14 protein-coding genes, 1 rRNA gene and 1 riboswitch are annotated in these 16,783 nt (G+C 73.4%); of the genes, 4 read left to right on the top strand and 11 right to left on the bottom strand.

Translation table 11 applies throughout. The features are described from left to right. Nucleotides 1–80 (top strand): 5S ribosomal RNA (gene rrf, locus ABTZ03_RS40555); the annotation flags it as partial. Nucleotides 81–178: 98 nt separating this feature from the next. Here rrf and ABTZ03_RS40550 read toward each other — a convergent pair. Both ABTZ03_RS40550 and ABTZ03_RS40545 read right to left on the bottom strand, forming a co-directional pair. Further along, entirely contained in the window at nt 179–3,307 is a 3,129-nt protein-coding gene (locus ABTZ03_RS40550) for a lantibiotic dehydratase (RefSeq protein ID WP_350518255.1), read from the bottom strand. A gap of 84 nt (nt 3,308–3,391) precedes the next feature. Further along, complete coding sequence (locus ABTZ03_RS40545; RefSeq protein ID WP_350518254.1) at nt 3,392–3,541, bottom strand: hypothetical protein; 150 nt, start codon at nt 3,539–3,541, stop codon at nt 3,392–3,394. A gap of 218 nt (nt 3,542–3,759) precedes the next feature. On the opposite strand from ABTZ03_RS40545, the gene ABTZ03_RS40540 reads away from it, so the two are divergent. Further along, nucleotides 3,760–5,106, top strand: a complete 1,347-nt coding sequence (locus ABTZ03_RS40540; RefSeq protein WP_350518253.1) for a lanthionine synthetase C family protein — start codon at nt 3,760–3,762, stop codon at nt 5,104–5,106. A 331-nt stretch (nt 5,107–5,437) separates the two neighbouring features. After that, a riboswitch (M-box (ykoK) riboswitch) is annotated at nt 5,438–5,620 on the bottom strand. A gap of 331 nt (nt 5,621–5,951) precedes the next feature. Next, nucleotides 5,952–6,278, top strand: a complete 327-nt coding sequence (locus ABTZ03_RS40535) for a hypothetical protein (protein WP_350518252.1) — start codon at nt 5,952–5,954, stop codon at nt 6,276–6,278. 108 nt (nt 6,279–6,386) lie between these two features. Here ABTZ03_RS40535 and ABTZ03_RS40530 read toward each other — a convergent pair whose 3' ends face one another. From ABTZ03_RS40530 to ABTZ03_RS40495, 8 genes are all read right to left on the bottom strand, one after another. Beyond that, entirely contained in the window at nt 6,387–7,154 is a 768-nt protein-coding gene (locus ABTZ03_RS40530; protein ID WP_350518251.1) for a hypothetical protein, read from the bottom strand. Between the two features lie 208 nt (nt 7,155–7,362). Further along, the gene (locus ABTZ03_RS40525; protein WP_350518250.1) at nt 7,363–8,760 is read right to left on the bottom strand and encodes an MFS transporter; all 1,398 of its coding nucleotides are present in this window, start codon (nt 8,758–8,760) and stop codon (nt 7,363–7,365) included. Nucleotides 8,761–8,871: 111 nt separating this feature from the next. After that, nucleotides 8,872–9,225, bottom strand: coding sequence for an ArsR/SmtB family transcription factor (locus ABTZ03_RS40520; RefSeq protein ID WP_350518249.1), 354 nt, complete (start codon nt 9,223–9,225; stop codon nt 8,872–8,874). Nucleotides 9,226–9,327: 102 nt separating this feature from the next. Next, nucleotides 9,328–10,596, bottom strand: coding sequence for an MFS transporter (locus ABTZ03_RS40515; protein ID WP_350518248.1), 1,269 nt, complete (start codon nt 10,594–10,596; stop codon nt 9,328–9,330). 67 nt (nt 10,597–10,663) lie between these two features. Next, nucleotides 10,664–11,413 carry a TSUP family transporter gene (locus tag ABTZ03_RS40510; RefSeq protein ID WP_350518247.1) on the bottom strand — a complete coding sequence of 250 codons (750 nt, stop codon included), beginning with the start codon at nt 11,411–11,413 and terminating at the stop codon, nt 10,664–10,666. Beyond that, nucleotides 11,413–12,336 (bottom strand): polysaccharide lyase, encoded by a 924-nt coding sequence (locus tag ABTZ03_RS40505; protein WP_350518246.1) that lies wholly within the window; start codon nt 12,334–12,336, stop codon nt 11,413–11,415. Before ABTZ03_RS40505 ends, ABTZ03_RS40510 begins: the two co-directional genes overlap by 1 nt. A gap of 154 nt (nt 12,337–12,490) precedes the next feature. Then, nucleotides 12,491–13,339 carry an aldo/keto reductase gene (locus ABTZ03_RS40500; protein ID WP_350518245.1) on the bottom strand — a complete coding sequence of 283 codons (849 nt, stop codon included), beginning with the start codon at nt 13,337–13,339 and terminating at the stop codon, nt 12,491–12,493. Between the two features lie 33 nt (nt 13,340–13,372). After that, a complete protein-coding gene (locus tag ABTZ03_RS40495; protein ID WP_350518244.1) occupies nt 13,373–14,581 on the bottom strand; it encodes an MFS transporter in 1,209 nt (402 codons plus the stop codon). Nucleotides 14,582–14,825: 244 nt separating this feature from the next. Between ABTZ03_RS40495 and ABTZ03_RS40490 the strand changes: the two genes are divergently transcribed. After that, a complete protein-coding gene (locus tag ABTZ03_RS40490; RefSeq protein ID WP_350518243.1) occupies nt 14,826–15,299 on the top strand; it encodes a MarR family winged helix-turn-helix transcriptional regulator in 474 nt (157 codons plus the stop codon). Between the two features lie 86 nt (nt 15,300–15,385). Here the strand turns inward: ABTZ03_RS40490 and ABTZ03_RS40485 are convergent, their stop codons facing one another. Next, nucleotides 15,386–16,756, bottom strand: coding sequence for a right-handed parallel beta-helix repeat-containing protein (locus ABTZ03_RS40485; RefSeq protein WP_350518242.1), 1,371 nt, complete (start codon nt 16,754–16,756; stop codon nt 15,386–15,388). Between the last annotated feature and the right edge of the window lie 27 nt (nt 16,757–16,783).

The raw sequence follows: 16,783 nt of genomic DNA, 5'->3' as shown, positions 1-16,783 counted from the left end.
TTCCGAACCCGGAAGCTAAGCCTCACAGCGCCGATGGTACTGCAGGGGGGACCCTGTGGGAGAGTAGGACGCCGCCGAACAATCATTCAGAAAAGGCCCACCCGGGTTACCGGGTGGGCCTTTTCGCGTTTTCCGCCGGTGCCGGGGCGGTGACACCGAGCGGGGGCGGACGCGGGGGTCAGGCCCGGCGGTGGTGGAGGGCTTCGGTGGCGGTGCGGGCGAGGGCTTGGGCCTGGGCTTCGGCGGTGGGGTCGATGCCGAGGAGGCGGTTGTGGTGCATGTGGATCAGGGAGGGGGCGGCAGGGGAGAGGGTGGTGGCGTGGCGGCGGAGGGTTTCGGCGCGGTGCTGCCAGGTGGTCAGTAGGTCGGGGCCGCCGGGGAGGGTGCGGAGGGCGGCCGGGTCGGTGAGGCGGATCGCAGTGGCGCGGGCCTCGCGCGGGGTGGCCGCGCGGGGGTAGGTGGCCAGCAGGCGGTCCGCGTAGTGGTCCTCGCCGTGCAGGTGGCGTTGCAGGTCGATCAGGTTGAGGGCGCCGAGCAGTGCCGGGGCCAGGGTGAGCCGGCCGGAGTCCAGGGCGGTGAGCTGGGCGAGCACGGCGGTGCTGTCGGCGTGGAAGGCCTGTTCGGCGGCGGCCGTGGCGGCGCGGCCGCCGTAGCGCTCCCATTCGGGTTCGTAGCTGTCGAGGGTGAGGCGGGTGGCCAGGCCGGCGCGGTGCAGGTCGGCCGTCCAGTCGTGCAGTGTCAGCAGCAACTCGCGGTTGAGGGCGGCGGGTTCGCCGTGGAAGCGCAGCCGCAGGTGGGGCTGGGGGTCGCGGTAGCGGACGAAGTGCCAGTGGTCGACGGAGGCGGGCAACTCGGCCAGCAGTTGCGGGAGTCGGTGGACGAGCAGCTCGTTCTGGCGGCGGCTCGACGAGTAGAGCTTCGCGTACAGCCAGTCGCCGCCGGGCAGTTGGGGGCGGGCCGCCCGGACGGGCGGGGGCGGCGTGGTCGACGGGCGGTCGGTGGGGAGGTCGGCGAGCAGCGGGAGGACCACCTCGGCGGTGTGGGCGCCCTGCGGGCCGGTGAGCCAGCCGTACGCGTCCTCGCCGGTCGGGGCCTCGCGCAGGACGGCGTCCGGGTGGCGGGCGAGGTCCTGGCGGAGCAGTCGGACGTGCAGGCCGGCGGTGAGGTCGAGTTCGAGGGCGCGGTCGGCGACGCAGAGCAGGACGCGGTCGGGGACGGCCCAGCGCTCCCGCCAGGCGTCCAGCTCGCGGCGCCACTGTTCCGGGGTCGGCGCGGGGTCGGTGAGGAACGGCGCGGTGGGGCGCCAGCGGGCGGGTGCGAGCACGGTGCGGCCGTAGCGCACCCGCGGGGTGTACGGGGCCTGTTCCATCGGCCCCCAGTCCCAGGTGAAGCCGGGGCGGACTCCGGACAGCCGCAGTTCGCGCAGGAAGCGGCCGGTGTTCCCCACCTGGGCCTGCGGGTTGAGCATGTTCCAGGCCAGCGGGACGATCCGGCGGCCGGTGCTCAGCCGGACCAGGTGGAGGGCGTCGAGGTCGGCGCCGACGGCGAGGTCGGAGAGCGGGACGGTGCCGGGGTCGGTGCGGTCGGTGAAGGCGCCGACGGTGATCCGCCGGTCGTGCAGCGGGCGGACCTGGTTGAGGTTGGCGGAGCGCGAGTGCGCGGTGCGCAGCACCAGTTGGGCGGTGTCGGCGCCCCGGCCCTCGGCCTCCCGGCCGGCCGCGGCGATCCGCTCGGCGGCCTCGGGCAGCAGGTGCGAGAACCGGCCGACGGTCGCCCCGGCGTGGTCGGCGGCCGCCTCCGGGCTGAGCCAGAGCCGGAACCGGCCGGCCGCCAACTCCTCGGCGGACCCGGCCAGGACGCGCGCGTACAGGTCGAGCGAGCGCGGCGGTGCCAGGGTGGTGTCCGGGCTGAGCCGGGCGATCAGCTCCTCGTCGAGCACCACCTCGGACCGGCCGTCGAGCAGTGCGGCCTGGGCCAGTTCGATCCGCACCGCGTCCTGCGGGGAGGGACCGTCCGGGGCCGGTCGCTCGCGTTCGCTGGGCGGCATCAGATATCCGGCGGGCGCGCCGAGGCCGCGGTCCGGGTCGAGCAGTTCGGTGAGCGGGACGAGCCGGTCGGTGCCGTACTGCTCGACGAAGTCGCGGTGGTACTGGGCGAGATGGGGCACCTCGCGGACCCGGGAGGTGCGCCACAGCACCTCGGCGGCCCGCTCGGCCTCGGCGGCGACGGCGGCGGGCAGGGTCGGCTCGGCGTCGAGGGCGAGGTCCAGTTGGAGCAGGCGGTCGCCGTCGTGCAGGCGGCGCATCCGGGCGAGGGCGGTGTCGAGTGCGGCGGACCGGTCGGCGGCCGTGGCTGTGCTGGTGGCGTCCAGTTCCTGCCGGAGCACGGTGAGTTCGGCGCGTGCGGGCCCGGCCGGCAGCCGGTCCAGGACGTGGCCCAGCGGGTCGGTGGCGGTGGCCGGCGGACGCAGGTCGGTGAGCAGGAACTCGCGCTCGACCAGTTGCCGCAGCAGGTCCGAAGCCCGCTGCGGCGGTACCCCGGGGAAGCGCTCGCCCAGGCGGTCGGCCAGTTCCGTGTACCGGACCGGCCGTTCGGCGAGTTCCAGCACGGCCCGGACGGCCGGGGTGCAGCGGACGGAGACCTCGACGAGGGTGCCGCCGGCCTGTTGGGCGGCGCCGTGGCGTTCCGGCACGTAGGGCAGCACCAGGCGCTGTCCGCGGACGAAGGCGAGCTCGTTGACGGCGATCCGGAGCCCGGCGAGGGTGTCCGGCCGGAGTTCCAGTTCGGCGAGGACGGCGGTCAGCCAGCCCATGTCGGGGCGGGCGGCCACCCGGTGGGCGCTGCCGAGCCGGGCGCTGCCGAGTCGGGCGCTGCCGAACTGGGCGTTGCCGAGTCGGGCGTCGGGTCCGGCGGGGTCGGTGATCCGTACTTCGGCGACGCCGGAGAACAGGCCGAAGGGCGTGGGCCGGGACGCCGCCCGGAGCAGGTAGCGGCTCAGGGCGAGCAGGGCCTTGCGCAGCCGCTTCGGTTCGAGCGGGCGGCCGTCCCGGACCTCGGTCAGCAGCCGGTCGAGCGAGGGGCTGGCGAGCGCGACCGTGTCGCGCAGCTCCCGGTCGGAAGCGAGCCGGTCGAGCAGCCGGATCAGTCCCGCGGATTCCCCGGGGCCGGCCGCAGGGAATTCCGTACGGGTGGTGTCGAATCGCTTCCGGGGCAGGACGGAGGCCCGTAGCAGAGCGGTGTCCGCGCACCGGAAGAGCCGCGCACTTTTTCCTCGGAAAGGCTCCCGAAAAAGCTCTGGTGCAGACATGGGAAAACCCTTCCTGGAAATGCGTGGGAAATGCCGCTCCGGGCGGGCGGGAAACCCGCCCGGAGCGTTCGGTGGAACCGTGGATCAGTGGCAGTGCGAGTAGGTGCAGAAGCAGGTGGCCAGCGACGGGTGCTGGACCTGGGCGGTCTCGCCGGCCTGGGCGGTCTCCTGGAGGTCCAGGTCGAAGGCGTCGAAGTGCAGCTCGGCGGCCTCGATGAAAGCGGTGTTCTGCATGGTTTGCTCCCAGGGAAATAGGGGATTCGAAATGAGGATATAGGTGTTGCACATTCCGGCCGGTTTTCCCGTTTTCGGCGGGCTTTTCGACCTGGGCAAAACGTTAGAGCGATTTCCGAGCCGACGTCAACTCCGGTCCGGCGGGGAAATTCATCGAATTCTGTGGCAGAGTGTCCCCGGCCTGCCGAAATGCACGAGCCGGAAGAGTGGTGTGCGCCATGCAGAATGCCGAAACGGCGGTCGACGCGGTCGCGCGGCGGTTGCGCGACCCCGAGCGGGTACGCGCGATCGCGGCGCGCCCCGGGAACGAGGACGCCGTCACCGGCGCGAGTCCGTGGTCAGCCGTCTCGCTGGGCGAGGGGCATGCGGGGATCGCGCTGTTGTACGCCGAACTGGCGCGACGGGACCGGACCTGGCGCCCGGTCACGCACGCGCACCTGTCTTCGGCCGTCGCCGCCCTGGGCGCGGGCGGGCCGACGGACAGCCTGTTCTCGGGCGCCCCGGCGCTCGCCCTCGCGGTGCGCCGCGCCGTCGCGGGCCCCGGTGACTACGCCGGGCTGCTCGCGGCGGTGGACCGCAGGGTGGCCGCCCGGACGGAGGCCCTGCTGCGGCTGGAACGGGAGCGGTTGGACGCGGCGCGCACCGGCCCCGCGCCGGCCGGGTACGACGTGATCGGCGGCCTGACCGGGCTCGGCCGTTACCTGCTGGCTTGCGGGGAAGAGCAACGGCCCTTGCTGGTCGCGGTGTTGGAGTACCTGGTCGGGCTGAGCCGACCGCTGCGGATCGACGGCCGGGAGCTGCCCGGCTGGTGGGTGCCCGGGCCGCCCTCGCCCGCGGCCGCCGGGCAGTACCCCGGCGGACACCTCAACCTGGGTCTGGCGCACGGCATCCCCGGCCCGCTGGCGCTGCTGTCGCTCGCCCGGCTGGGCGGGGTGACCGTGCCCGGCATGGCCGGGGCCGCGCACCGGATCGCCGGTTGGCTGCTCGACCAGCGGCTCCGGGACGACTCCGGCGCGCTGCTGCCGGACTGGCCGGCGGTGGTCCATCCCGAGCCGGTGGCTGCCTCCGAGGCGGTGGACGTCGGGTCCGGGGCCGGTCCGACCAGGGTCGCCTGGTGCTACGGGGCGCCGGGCGTCGCCCGGGCCCTGCAGCTCGCGGGTCGGGCGTTCGGCGAACCGGAGTGGGAGGCCGAGGCCGTCCGCGCACTGCACGGCGCGCTCGACCGCCCGCGCGGGCGCTGGGGCCTGGACGACGCCATGCTCTGCCACGGGACGGCCGGACTGCTCCAGGTGGCGACCCGGGTGGCCCGGGACAGTGGGGACGCCCGGTTGGCGGCGCGTCTGCCCGGGTTGGTGGAGGAGGTCCTGACCTCCTACGACGAGTCGGCCGCCTTCGCCTTCCCCGTACCGGCTCACCGAGTCGAGCGAGGGCGAGGGGGCGGAGAAGGTTACGACCGGGCGGGCTTCCTGGAGGGTGCGGCCGGGGTCGCGCTGGCCCTGCTGGAGCAGGACGGCGGGGGCGATGGTACTCAACTGCCTTGGGACGCAGCGCTGTTGCTGGGCTAGCGGCGGATGTGGCCGTGGATGTGGACGCGGACTCGGCGTACCGGTGAAGGACATGGGTGTCTCGCGAGCTGTGCGGGGCGGACACCCCGGCCCACCGCGTCGCGACGCGACGGACCACCCCGGGCGGCGGCGGACGAACGCCCTGCTCGGGGAGGTCGGTACGGGTCGGCGAACGCCGGAGGGTCAGCGGTGCCCGGTGGCGGAGGGGGTGCGGCGGAAGCGCGTACTATGGCCGGGTTTCATCGCGCCCCACCCCCTTCGGTTCCACGCGGACGAGGACGGCCCGGGTCCCGGAGTAGAGGCCGGGCAGGGCAGTCGCATGACGATGGCGACGACCCCTCTCACGTAAGAGCTTCGGCACTGCACGGCGTATCCCCACCCGTCGAGGACGGGCGGGAAGCCACTTTGGGTCACCCCTTAAGCCGAGGAGACCTGTCCTGACCCTGGGCGTCTCTCGACGTCGTGGGATCAGTGGCCTGTATCCGTGCAGACGCCTCACCGAACGAGGAGTCGCGACGAACAGTAGACGCGGTGGTCCTACGACCTGTCAATTCGCACATCCCTACGGCCGGGTGATCGCGATCGGCCGGACATGCGACGGAGCGCCCCGCGCTGGTGGGGCGCTCCGTCGTGCCGGGGTGCGGTCAGACCGCAGTCAGGTCCGACCGCCGCCCGACTGCTCGGCTCCGCGCTCCCGGACAGCGCACCCCGGACCATGTGCACGTCCTCGGCGAGCAGAATGCGTATCACCAGGTAGTCCCCCCAATGCGGCGTCCGGGCGTACCTGTCCGGACGGACCTCCGATGGTCGGGCGTGTGGTCGGGGGCGGGGTTAGCCTGGCCCGCATGTACAACGACGGTCTGGTGGCGTGCACCGCCCGGGAACTCGTGATTCGCCGCTACTACTTCCCGTTGGCCTCCGCCAAGCGCATCCCGTACGAGCGGATCCGCGAGCTGCGGCAGGTGCCGCTGACCAGGCTGGGCGGGCGCTGGCGGCTCTGGGGCTCCGGGGACTTCGTGCACTACTTCAACCTCGACCTGGGCCGGGTGGACAAGAGCGTCGCCTTCGTCGTCGACCTCGGGGCGCGGGTGAAGCCGGTCATCACCCCGGACGAGCCGGAGCGGCTGATCGCGGCGATGACCGAGCACCGGATCCCGGTGACCCGGGGCTAGCTCCGTAGGGAAACGCACCGGCCGCCTCACCTGGGAGAGGGGTGAGGCGGCCGGCGGTCCAACGGCTCGGCAGGTCAGCAGGTCAGCGGGACGGCGCCCGCGCCGGGGTCAGTTGCGGACGAGCAGCGAGGCCCCGACGCCGTTGCAGCCCCGGTAGTCGTACCGGGTGGTGTGGTAGCCGGCCGGGACCGGCTGGTACGGGCAGATCCACAGGTTGGGCCGGGCCAGCTGCATGAACCAGGCGCCGATGCCGCCGCTGCAGGCGTTGGTGTCGCCGTGCTGGGTGTTGACGTAGCCGGGCGGGATCGGCGAGCCCGCGCAGGTCCAGAGGCCGTCCCGGACCTTCTGCATGTACCAGGCGTCGATGTTGGCGCAGTCCCACCGGCCGGCGGCGGCGTGCTGGGTGAGCACGTAGCCGGGCGGGATCGGCGAGGTGCCGCAGGTCCAGAGGCCGTCCACGGGCAGCCGCATGTACCAGGAGTCGAAGCCGTCGCAGCCGTTGGGGGTGTGCATGGAGAGCACGTAGCCGGCCGGGATCGGCGACGTGGCGCAGGTCCAGATGCCGTCCCGGACGGGCGCCTGGTACCACATGCCTGCGCCGTTGCAGCCGTTGTTCGTGTGCATGGTGAACACATAGCCGGGGGTGGCGGGTGTGCCGCGACAGATCCAGCCGGGGCCGGCCGCCTTGACGGAGGAGGCGGCGGCGGGGACGGTCGCGCGGGCGGGTGCGGCGCTTGCGGTGCCTGCGGCGGCGGTGCCGGTGAGGACGGCCGTCAGCAGCGCGATCACCCCCACCAGCGCGGCGAGCCGGCCTTGCAGGGCGGCTCGGGGGGAACGGGGGGAACGGTCCAGCGGTCGGTCGTGCGTTGTGATCACTTCACACCGGTCCTCGTCGACAGGAGGGGAGGGTTCTTCCGGCCACGCGTGAACGACCGTGCGGGGCCGGGGTGTTGTGGTGCCTGGGTGCGGTGGAGCCGGTGTGAGCGTACGCATGGTTGGAACGATCCAATAGGCCCCTCATGGACACCTCAGGATTTTGGCCGGAAGTGCCCGCGAGCTGACGTCAATCCGGTTCGCGGCGGCCTCAGTTGAGGGCCGGCCGGGGCCAGCGGGGGTGGTCCTGGTCGATCACGTAGTGGTGCCCGTGCTGCCAGGCGCCGCCGGCGGCGGGGTGGGCGTCGGCCAGGTGGGGGTGGCCGACCGGCAGGTCGGTGTGCAGGTGGCTGAGGGCGTCCGGGTCGCGGGCGGGCCACAGGACGGTGGCGGCCGTGGCGGCGGCGAGCGCGACCGCGCCCAGCACGACGGCGGTGACCGGGAGTCCGGCCCCGGCGGCGAGCCAGCCGGCCAGCGGGTAGGTGAGCAGCCAGCAGCCGTGCGAGAGCGAGAACTGGGCGGCGAAGGCGGCCGGCAGGTCGGGGTCGGCGGCGGAACGGCGGACCACCCGGCCGCCCGGTGTCAGCACGGCGGAGCTGCCGGCGCCGACCAGGGCCCAGGCGGCCAGCAGGGCGAGCCAACCGCCCTCCCCGGCCGGGACGGCGGTGATCACGGTGACGGCGGCGAGCACGCCGGGCAGGGCGAAGGCGGCGGGCAGCATGACGGTGCGGTCGCCGACCCTGGCCAGCAGCCGGGGCAGCAGCAGTGCGGTGAGCATCGAGCCGACGCCGTACGCGCCGAGCGCCAACGAGACGGCGCCGGCCGGGCGGTGGAAGTGGTCGCGGACCACGTTGACGGTGTCGACGAAGACGATCGCACCGGCCGCCGCCACCGCGAGGTCCAGGGCGAGCAGGGCCCGCAGCCGGGGGGTGGCCCGGAACAGCCGGGTGCCGAAGGCGGCCTTGCGGTAGATCCCGCCGGTGCGCCCGGTGCGGCCGGTGCGCCCGATCTGTGCGGACCCCGGTGTGGATACGGGCGTCGGCTTGGGCAGGACCGCCGAGACGACCAGCGCGGCGGAGGCGAGGAAGCCCGCCGTCGTCCCGACGAACAGCCAGTCGTAGGAGACCACCGACAGCAGCAGCGCGGCCAGGGCCGGGCTGAAGAGCGATTCGAGGTCGTAGGCCAGCCGGGACAGCGACAGTGCCCGGGTGTAGTCGCGTTCGGCGGGCAGCACGTCCGGGATGGTGGCCTGGAAGGTCGGGGTGAAGGCGGCCGAGGCGGCCTGGAGCAGGAAGATCAGCAGGTAGACCTGCCACACCCGGTCCACGAAGGGCAGGCTGAGCGCGACCCCGGCCCGGGTGAGGTCCATCGCGACCATCAGGGTGCGCCGGGGTACCCGCCCGGCGAGTGCTCCGGCGATCGGGGCGACGGTCACGTAGGCGACCATCTTGATCGCCAGGGCGGTGCCGAGCACCGCCGAGGCGTTGCTCCCGGCGATCGAGTAGGCGAGCAGCGAGAGCGCCACGGTGGCCAGGCCGGTGCCGACCAGGGCGACGACCTGGGCGGTGAACAGGTGGCGGTAGGTGCGGTTGCGCAGCACGGTCGGCATGGGCCCGTCCCGGGGCGTGAAGGGGTGGGGTTGCGCCCATCATAGTCAATGCGTGCATACGTGTGCACCTATTGAGTGGAGCGGTGGCCGAGCCGAGGCTCGGGGCCGGGTTCAGTCGTGCGGCGGGAGGTGACCGATCTGGTGGTCGGCGACGTTCAGCGCCTCGTCCACGAGGCGGCGCAGGTGCCCGTGCCGCAGCGAGTAGACCACCCGCCGGCCGTCCTTGCGGGTGGTCACCAGCCCGGCCAGCCGCAGCTTCGCCAGGTGCTGGCTGACCGACGGCCGGGCGGCGCCGGTCGCCTCGGTCAGCGTGGTCACGTCCGCCTCGCCGCGCCCGAGCCGCTCCAGCAGGGCCAGTCGGGTGCGGTCGGCGAGCAGGGTGAGCACGGAGACGGCCTCGTCGAGCCGCGCCTCGGCCCGCTGCTGCGAGCGGTGTGCATCTGCCAGTTCGGTGCCGGAGCTCATCCCGCCATGGTAGGTCCCGTGCGCACCTGTGCGCGCATGCCCTCCTGCGGCCTGACCTCCGGCCGCAGGAGGGCATGCAGTCCGACCGCGGTCAGCGCGCGGTCAGCGCGCGGGCTGACCGACCGGCTTCTCCTCGGCGGCGGGTGCCGGGGCCGGTTCCAGGTCGCCCAGCCGCGGGATCACGATCAGCGCGGCGAGGAGCACGGCGCCGGAGATCACGATCGGGGTGCGGACGCTGACCGCCGAGCCGATCCAGCCGCTGAGGCCGGCGCCGACCAGCATCCCGATCCGGGTCAGCATCAGGTAGCAGCTGTTGACCCGGCCGAGCAGTTCCTTCGGCACGGTCTGCTGCCGCAGCGAGATCGCCTGGACGTTCCAGGTGACCACGCCGAAGTTGCCGATCGCGAACAGCGGGGCCACCACGAACACCGAGGGGCTGAGGCCCATCAGCAGCAGTGCCGAGCCCATCAGGACGAAGGAGAGGATGATCCTGGCCCGTCGGCCCATCCGCTCGGCGAGCCGGCCGGCCAGCATGCTGGCGACGGTGCCGCCGGCCACGCCGGTGGCGAGCACGGCGCCGAACGCCCAGGTGGGTTGGTGCAGGGTGCGGGTGACCAGCAGCGCCATCATGGTGATGCCGAGCGCCGAGGCGCCGCCGGCCACCGCGGAGAGCGCGGCGACCAGGCGCAGCTGCTTGTGCCGGTAGAGCCAGCGGACGCCCTCCCGGACCTCGGTCATGACCCGGCGCTCGGTCCGCGCCTTGGGGGCGCCGGAGCGGCCGACCCCGACGACCAGGGCGGCGGCGAGCGCGAAGGACAGGCCGTCGACGGTGAACGGCCAGCCGGCCGCGATGGCGAACAGGCTGGTGCCGACCAGGGGGCCGATCATCCGGCCGACCAGCAGGCCGCCCTGCAGCCGGCCGTTGGCGACGTCCAGTTGGTCGGCGCGGACCACGTCCGGGATGTTCGAGGTGGCGGCGTTGACGAACACCGTCTCGCCGCAGGCGAGGACGAAGGAGAGTGCGGCGAGCAGGGCCAGCGGCGGGGTGGTGGCGAACGCGCAGGCGGCGAAGCCCAGCACGATCACGGCGCGGCCGAAGTCGATGGTCCACATCAGTCGGCGGCGGTCGAAGCGGTCGGCGATGACGCCGCCGAACAGGGCCATCAGCAGCCAGGGGAGCGATCCGGCCACGGCGACCACGGAGACCGCCGACGGGGAGTCCGAGATGGCCAGTGCGAGCAGCGGAAGCGATGAATCCCGCATGCCGTCGCCGACCGCCGAGATCGATGACGCCGACCACAGCAGGGCGAATTTCCGGCCCAGTTGGGGCCTGGTACGGTGCGCGGGAGTCTCTGGGCTGGCTGAGGTCACCGACGCAGTATGGCATGACCGCTACAGATTTGGTCGACCCTTCACAGAGCATTCCCAGCCGGTGGTCTCAGAGTCCGGAAACCCCCTTGACGAGAGTGGCCAGACCACCCGCGAGTGCCAGTCCGAGCACCACCGCCCGGGCTCGCCGCTCCGGCACCCGGGCCGCCAGCAGCCGGCCCGCCAGTGCTCCGCCGGCCAGCGCCGCGGTCACCAACCCCCAGCTGGGCCCGCTCAGTTCGGGCAGGCTCTTGGCCGCCAGCGAGCAGGCGTTCACCACCACACCGTACAACTGGGCGTTCGGCACGAACTCCCGGGCCGTCCAACCGGAGTTCACCGCGTAGAGGGAGAGCGCCGGACCGCCCACCCCGGCGGCGGAGTTCATCACCCCGCTGGCGGCCCCGGCCACCACGGCCCCGCCGACCCCGCGCAGCGCGGCGGCCCGCAGGCCCCGGATCACCAGCAGGGCGGCCGCGGTGACCAGCACTCCGATGCAGGTCAGCAGCGCCGGGGGCGGGACGGTCGCCGCCGCCCAGGCCCCGACCGGGACGGTGCAGACCGCGGCCGCCAGCAGCGGCAGCATCGCCCCGGGGCGGACCTGCCGCCAGCTCCCGGCCAGCCCGACGGCGCTGATCGCCAGCGAGGCGAGGTTCGCCAGTGCCACCCCGTCGCCCGGACCGAGCAGCAGCACCAGGACGGGCGCCGCCACCAGGGCGAAGCCGAGGCCGGCCAGCCGCTGGACGGAGGCGCCGACCAGTACCACCAGGCCCAGGAGCAGCTCGCCGGGCCAGCCGGCCGTCAGCCCGGGCCAGCCGGCCATCAGTGCTGGACGCCGGCGGAGAGCGAGAAGTCGGCGAAGTACGCCTGCTGGGTGCTCGCCGGGCCCCAGCTGGTGTCGTGGCCGCCGTAGAAGGTGGAGAACAGCACCCCGCCGAAGGGGATCGAGCTGATGCCGGAGGCGGTGCCGGTGGCCGCGTGCACCTGGCGGCCGTCGTACCAGACGGTGATGTCGCCGGTGCTGCGGTTCACCAGCTGCTCGACGGTGTGCCAGCGGCCGTCGGCCTGGAAGTGCCAGTCGCCCAGGCCTTCGTCGACCCCGTAGCCGGTCGGGCCGGAGTTGCTCGGGGTGTACAGGTAGACCTCGCCGTTGTCGGGGCTGCCCTTGGCGGCCCGCCACATGTAGCGGGTGGACCAGCCGGCGCCGTGGGTGCCGCCGGACTCCTGGCCGATCTTCCCGCCGTACAGGCCCGGCAGCTTGCCGGCCTTGCCCCAGTCGCGGCCGGTGGGGAACCGGACGGCGTACTTGAGGTCCAGGGTGGGGCCCTGGGCGAGGGCGGAGAGGCCGATGGTGTTCAGGTCGGTGTAGAACTGGCCGCCGCCGGGGTTGGGGCAGTCGGTGCAGGTGTTGGCGGAGGAGCCGGCGCCGTAGGTGACCTGCAGTGCCGGGCCGCCGTCGGGGGCGGTCGGGTCGTCGACGGCGCTGAAGTCGCCCGCGCCCCAGGCGCCTTGGCCGGACACGCCCCAGGCGTGCTGCCACTGCGGGGTGCCGTAGCCGGTGAACCGGCCGGACCAGGAGACGGTGCCGCCGGGGATCGCGGTGCCGCTGCCGCCGGTCGTGGCGACGGTGGGGGCGGCGGCGGCCGTGGTCGGGCGGGGGTGGGCCCGGGCCGGGGTGGTCGCACAGCCGGCGGCGGTGAGCAGGGCCAGTGCGGCCAGGGCGGAGCTGCGTGCGGGTCGGTTCATCCGGGCTCCTCGGTGGGCGGTCGATCGGTACCGATCATGCCGTACGGCCGAGTTGCGCCCGGTGCTCGGGCCGAGCCGGATCGGACGGGCCGGGGCGCCGGGCGGCCCGCCGCCGGCGAGGTGCGCCGTCGGCAGGCCGTGGGGTCGGGGTGGGTCAGTTGAACTGGTCCGGGTGCGGGCCGGTGCGCAGGTCGCGGTCGGTGGCGTTGATCGCGGTCATGTCCTGGGCGGTGAGCTCGAAGTCGAAGACGTCGACGTTCTGCCGGATCCGGGCCGGGGTGACGGACTTGGGGATCACGATGGTGCCGAGCTGGAGGTGCCAGCGCAGCACGACCTGGGCCGGGGACTTGCCGGTCCGCTCGGCGATGGCGGTGACGGCCGGGTCGTCGAGCACGGCGCCCTGGGCGAGCGGGCTCCAGGCCTCGGTGGCGATGCCGTGGGCGGCGTGGAAGGCGCGCAGCTCGGCCTGCTGGAGGCCGGGGTGCAGCTCGACCTGGTTGACGGCCGGGACGAGGTCGCCGGTGTCCTGCAGGCGCTGGAGGTGGGCGGGCTGGAAGTTGGAGACGCCGGCGGCGCGGATCCGGCCCTCGGTGGCCAGCCGCTCGATCGCGCGCCAGGAGTCGGCGTAGAGGTCGCGGGCCGGGGTCGGCCAGTGGATCAGGTAGAGGTCGACGTGGTCGAGGCCGAGCTTGCCGAGGCTGGTGTCGAAGGCGCGCAGGGTGGCGTCGTAGCCCTGGTCGGCGTTCCACAGCTTGGTGGTGATGAAGAGGTCCTCGCGCGGGATGTCGGAGGCGGCCAGGGCGCGGCCGACGCCGGTCTCGTTGCCGTAGATCGCGGCGGTGTCGATGCTGCGGTAGCCGGCTTCCAGGGCGGCGCTGACGGCGGTGGTGGTCTCGTCGTCGGGGACCTGGAAGACGCCGAAGCCGAGCTGGGGGATCTCGACGCCGTTGTTCAGCTTCACGGTGGGGATGGTCGGAACGGTCTGCGGGTGAGAGGTGCTCACAGTTGTTACGGTCCTTCAGTCAGTGGATTCAGGTCAGTGGTGAACGGGGATCGGCGCCTCGGCGGTGACGGCGGCCCCGACGGCCGGGGCCGGCCGCCGGTCGCGGCGCTCCAGGGCGGCGGACCAGAAGGCGAGGAGGAGGGCGGCCGCGGCGAGCAGGGCGCCGACCCAGTTGGGGGCGGTGTAGCCGAGCCCGGCCGAGATGACCAGCCCGCCGAGCCAGGCCGCCAGGGCGTTGCCGAGGTTGAAGGCGCCGATGTTGACGGCCGAGGCGAGGGTCGGGGCGCCGTGTGCCTGGTCCAGGACGCGCTTCTGCAGCGGCGGGACGGTGGCGAAGCCGAGGGCTCCGACCAGCAGGACGGTCGCTGCGGCGGCGATCTTGTTGTGCGCGGTGAGGGTGAACAGGGCCAGCACCACGGCGAGGCCGCCGAGGGTGGTGTACAGCAGCGGCATCAGCCGGCGGTCGGCGTACTTCCCGCCGATCAGGTTGCCGAGGAACATCCCGGCGCCGAACAGCACCAGCAGCCAGGTGACCGAGCCCTCGGAGTAGCCGGCGACGTTGGTCATCATCGGCGCGATGTAGGTGATCGCGGCGAACACCCCGCCGAAGCCGAGTACCGTCATCGCCATCGCGAGCAGCACCTGGGGGTTGCGGAAGGCGGTCAACTCGCCGCGCAGCCGGGTTCCTTCGGCGCGGGGCAGCGCGGGGACGAGCTTGGCGATGCCGAGCAGGCCGAGCAGGCCCAGGGCGGCGACGGCGGTGAAGGTGGTGCGCCAGCCGACGGCCTGGCCGACGAAGGTGCCGAGCGGGACGCCGACGATGTTGGCGACGGTCAGCCCGGTGAACATGGTGGCGATGGCGCCGGCCTTCTTCTGCGGGGCGACCAGTTCGGCGGCGACCACCGAGCCGATGCCGAAGAACGCGCCGTGGGCCAGCGAGGTCACGATCCGGCCCGCGAGCATCAGCGGGAAGCTCGGGGCGACGGCGGACAGCAGGTTGCCGACCGTGAACAGGCCCATCAGCAGCATCAGCATGGTCTTGCGGCTGATCCTGGTGCCCAGCACGGTCATCAGCGGGGCGCCGATGACCACGCCGAGCGCGTAGCCGGTGACCAGCAGGCCGGCGGTGGGGACGGAGACGCCGTAGTCGCCCGCGATCCGGGGCAGCAGGCCCATGATCACGAACTCGGTGGTCCCGATTCCGAAAGCCCCGATGGCCAGGGCGAGAAGTGCGAGGGGCATGGCGCGACCTCCGTGCGATTGCTAGTGCGCCTTACATGCCTCGACAATAGTTGCAAGCGCTGGCTAAGTGCAAGTGCGGGCATTTGCTCTCGGCATTTGATCTGGCGGGAAGGGTGGCGGTCGGCACGTGGGGCGGACGGACTCGCGGAAGATACTTGCGTGGGCGGTATACACGCCAAGGGAAATATTTCATGGGAAGGACTATCCTGGAGCCCTGCACGTACTCGGAAGGAGACCCGGGCCGATGACCGCCACGGACCCCGCGCTGACCGCCCTCGCCAACGGATGGGCGGCCCTCTACGTCCTGTACGGCAGGATCGAGGCACACATCGAGCGCGCCCTCCAGTCGAAGCACGAACTGAGCGTGCGCGAGTACTCGTTGCTCGACGTGCTCAGCCGCCAGCACGACGGCGAGGGCGGCCACCTCCAGATGAAGCAGGTCGCCGACGCCGTGGTGCTCAGCCAGAGCGCCACCACCCGGCTGGTCTCCCGGCTGGAGGACCGCGGGCTGCTCGCCCGCTACCTGTGCCCGACCGACCGCCGCGGGATCTACACCGACGTCAGCGCGGAAGGGCTGGCGTTGCTGGAGGACGCCCGGCCGACCAACGACGCCGCGCTGCGTGCGGCGCTGGACGAGGCGGCCGGCAACCCCGAACTGGCCCCGCTGGTCGCGGCGGTGGAGGCGGTGAACCCCTCGGCGCTGCTCCGGCGGCCGTGAGCCGGCCGTAGATCGGCAGTGGGCCGGACGTACGGATGAGGCCTCGGCCGGCCCGCGGCGCTCCGGCGGGGCGCCGCGGGGGCCGGTCAGGGCTTGGGGACGGCGTCGGCGGTGGCCGGGAGCGGGTAGGAGTCCGGGTCGACCGGGCCGGGCAGGTCGGTGGCCGGGCGGCCGGGGGCGTTGGGGTCGGGCAGTGACGGCTGTGCGGGCGGGGCCTGGACCTGGTTGAACGGCACGCCGGGCGGGGCCTGGACCGCGGCCGCGCGGCCGGTGGTGAGCGGGCTGCGGCTCGTGGCGTCGCAGGCGGCCGCGGCCTCCAGGCCGTCCGGGCTCTGGGTGGCGGGCTGGTTGCCGGTGAAGCAGTTGCCGGGGTCGGCCGAGGCGAGCACCAGGTCGACGCCGTTGCCCTCGGCGCGGTTGCCCTGGACCCGGTTGCCGGCGGCCGGGTGGCCGGCCGGGTCGGTGACGATGACGCCCGCCGCGCGGTTGCCCTTGACCAGGTTGCGTTCGACCCGGTTCGCGGTGCCGCCGCCGATCCCGATGCCGATGCCGAAGCCGCCGTCGGCCTGTTCGGGGGTGTCGGAGGCGTTGTTCTCGGTGACGGCGTTCCCGGCGATCACGGCGCCGTGCTGGGGGGCCAGCGCCTCCAGGTCGTTGGAGTTGACGGTGACGCCGACCCGGTTGCCGGTCACCCGGTTGCCCAGGAACCAGAGGTTGTCGGAGGCGTTGGTGATCTCGATGCCCACCGCGTTGCGTTCGACCGTGTTGCCGCGGACCAGGGTGTCGCAGGGCTTGCACTGGCCGACGTAGATGCCGGAGTCGGCGCCGCCGGAGGCGTAGGACTCCTCGATGATCCCGCCTCGGGCGTCGAAGGCGTAGATGCCGTACAGGCCGTTGTTGTAGGCGGTGACCCTGGTCGCCCGGAAGCCCTGGACGGCCGGGAAGCGGGCGGTGTCCAGCGGGTTGTAGGCGGAACCGCCGCCGCCGCGCTGCTGGAGCTTCTCGTCGGTGACACCGGTGAACAGCACGCCGTTGGCGAGGTAGCCGTGCACGGTCAGGTTCTCCACCACCGAGCCCGGGCCGGTCACGGTGACGCCGTTGACCAGCCGGACGCCGCCGTCCAGCAGGACGGTGTTGCGGTCGGTGCCGCGCAGCACGATCCGGGGCTTGGCGATCCGCACGCTCTCCTGGTACGTCCCGGGGGAGACCAGCACGGTGTCGCCCTCGCGGGCGACGTCCACGGCCTTCTGGATGGTCGGGAAGTCCTGCGGGACCCTGACCACGGTGCCGTCGGGGTGGTGGGCGTCGGCGGAGGAACCGGCGGTGGAGGAGCAGCCCGCGAGGGCGAGGGTGGCGGCGAGCAGCAGGGCGGGGAGGCCGCGGGCGGCGTCCCGGCGGCGGGGCGGTGGCGCCGCGGGTGCGTCGTGAACGAGTTGACGGACGGTCAAAAGTTGCATACGGGGTGTTCTATCGTCTCCAATGTC

Origin of the sequence: Kitasatospora sp. NPDC096077 (assembly GCF_040303245.1) — a bacterium.
Lineage (GTDB): Bacteria > Actinomycetota > Actinomycetes > Streptomycetales > Streptomycetaceae > Kitasatospora.
This window is presented reverse-complemented; position numbering and strand designations above follow the sequence as displayed.

Bases quoted from the DNA above. Each gene is read 5' to 3' on its own strand.
- ABTZ03_RS40510 (WP_350518247.1), bottom strand. From the start codon at position 11,413: ATGGCCGGCTGGCCCGGGCTGACGGCCGGCTGGCCCGGCGAGCTGCTC.
- ABTZ03_RS40550 (WP_350518255.1), bottom strand. From the start codon at position 3,307: ATGTCTGCACCAGAGCTTTTTCGGGAGCCTTTCCGAGGAAAAAGTGCG.
- ABTZ03_RS40505 (WP_350518246.1), bottom strand. From the start codon at position 12,336: ATGAACCGACCCGCACGCAGCTCCGCCCTGGCCGCACTGGCCCTGCTC.
- ABTZ03_RS40485 (WP_350518242.1), bottom strand. From the start codon at position 16,756: ATGCAACTTTTGACCGTCCGTCAACTCGTTCACGACGCACCCGCGGCG.
- ABTZ03_RS40545 (WP_350518254.1), bottom strand. From the start codon at position 3,541: ATGCAGAACACCGCTTTCATCGAGGCCGCCGAGCTGCACTTCGACGCC.
- ABTZ03_RS40490 (WP_350518243.1), top strand. From the start codon at position 14,826: ATGACCGCCACGGACCCCGCGCTGACCGCCCTCGCCAACGGATGGGCG.
- ABTZ03_RS40520 (WP_350518249.1), bottom strand. From the start codon at position 9,225: ATGAGCTCCGGCACCGAACTGGCAGATGCACACCGCTCGCAGCAGCGG.
- ABTZ03_RS40495 (WP_350518244.1), bottom strand. From the start codon at position 14,581: ATGCCCCTCGCACTTCTCGCCCTGGCCATCGGGGCTTTCGGAATCGGG.
- ABTZ03_RS40540 (WP_350518253.1), top strand. From the start codon at position 3,760: ATGCAGAATGCCGAAACGGCGGTCGACGCGGTCGCGCGGCGGTTGCGC.
- ABTZ03_RS40535 (WP_350518252.1), top strand. From the start codon at position 5,952: ATGTACAACGACGGTCTGGTGGCGTGCACCGCCCGGGAACTCGTGATT.
- ABTZ03_RS40525 (WP_350518250.1), bottom strand. From the start codon at position 8,760: ATGCCGACCGTGCTGCGCAACCGCACCTACCGCCACCTGTTCACCGCC.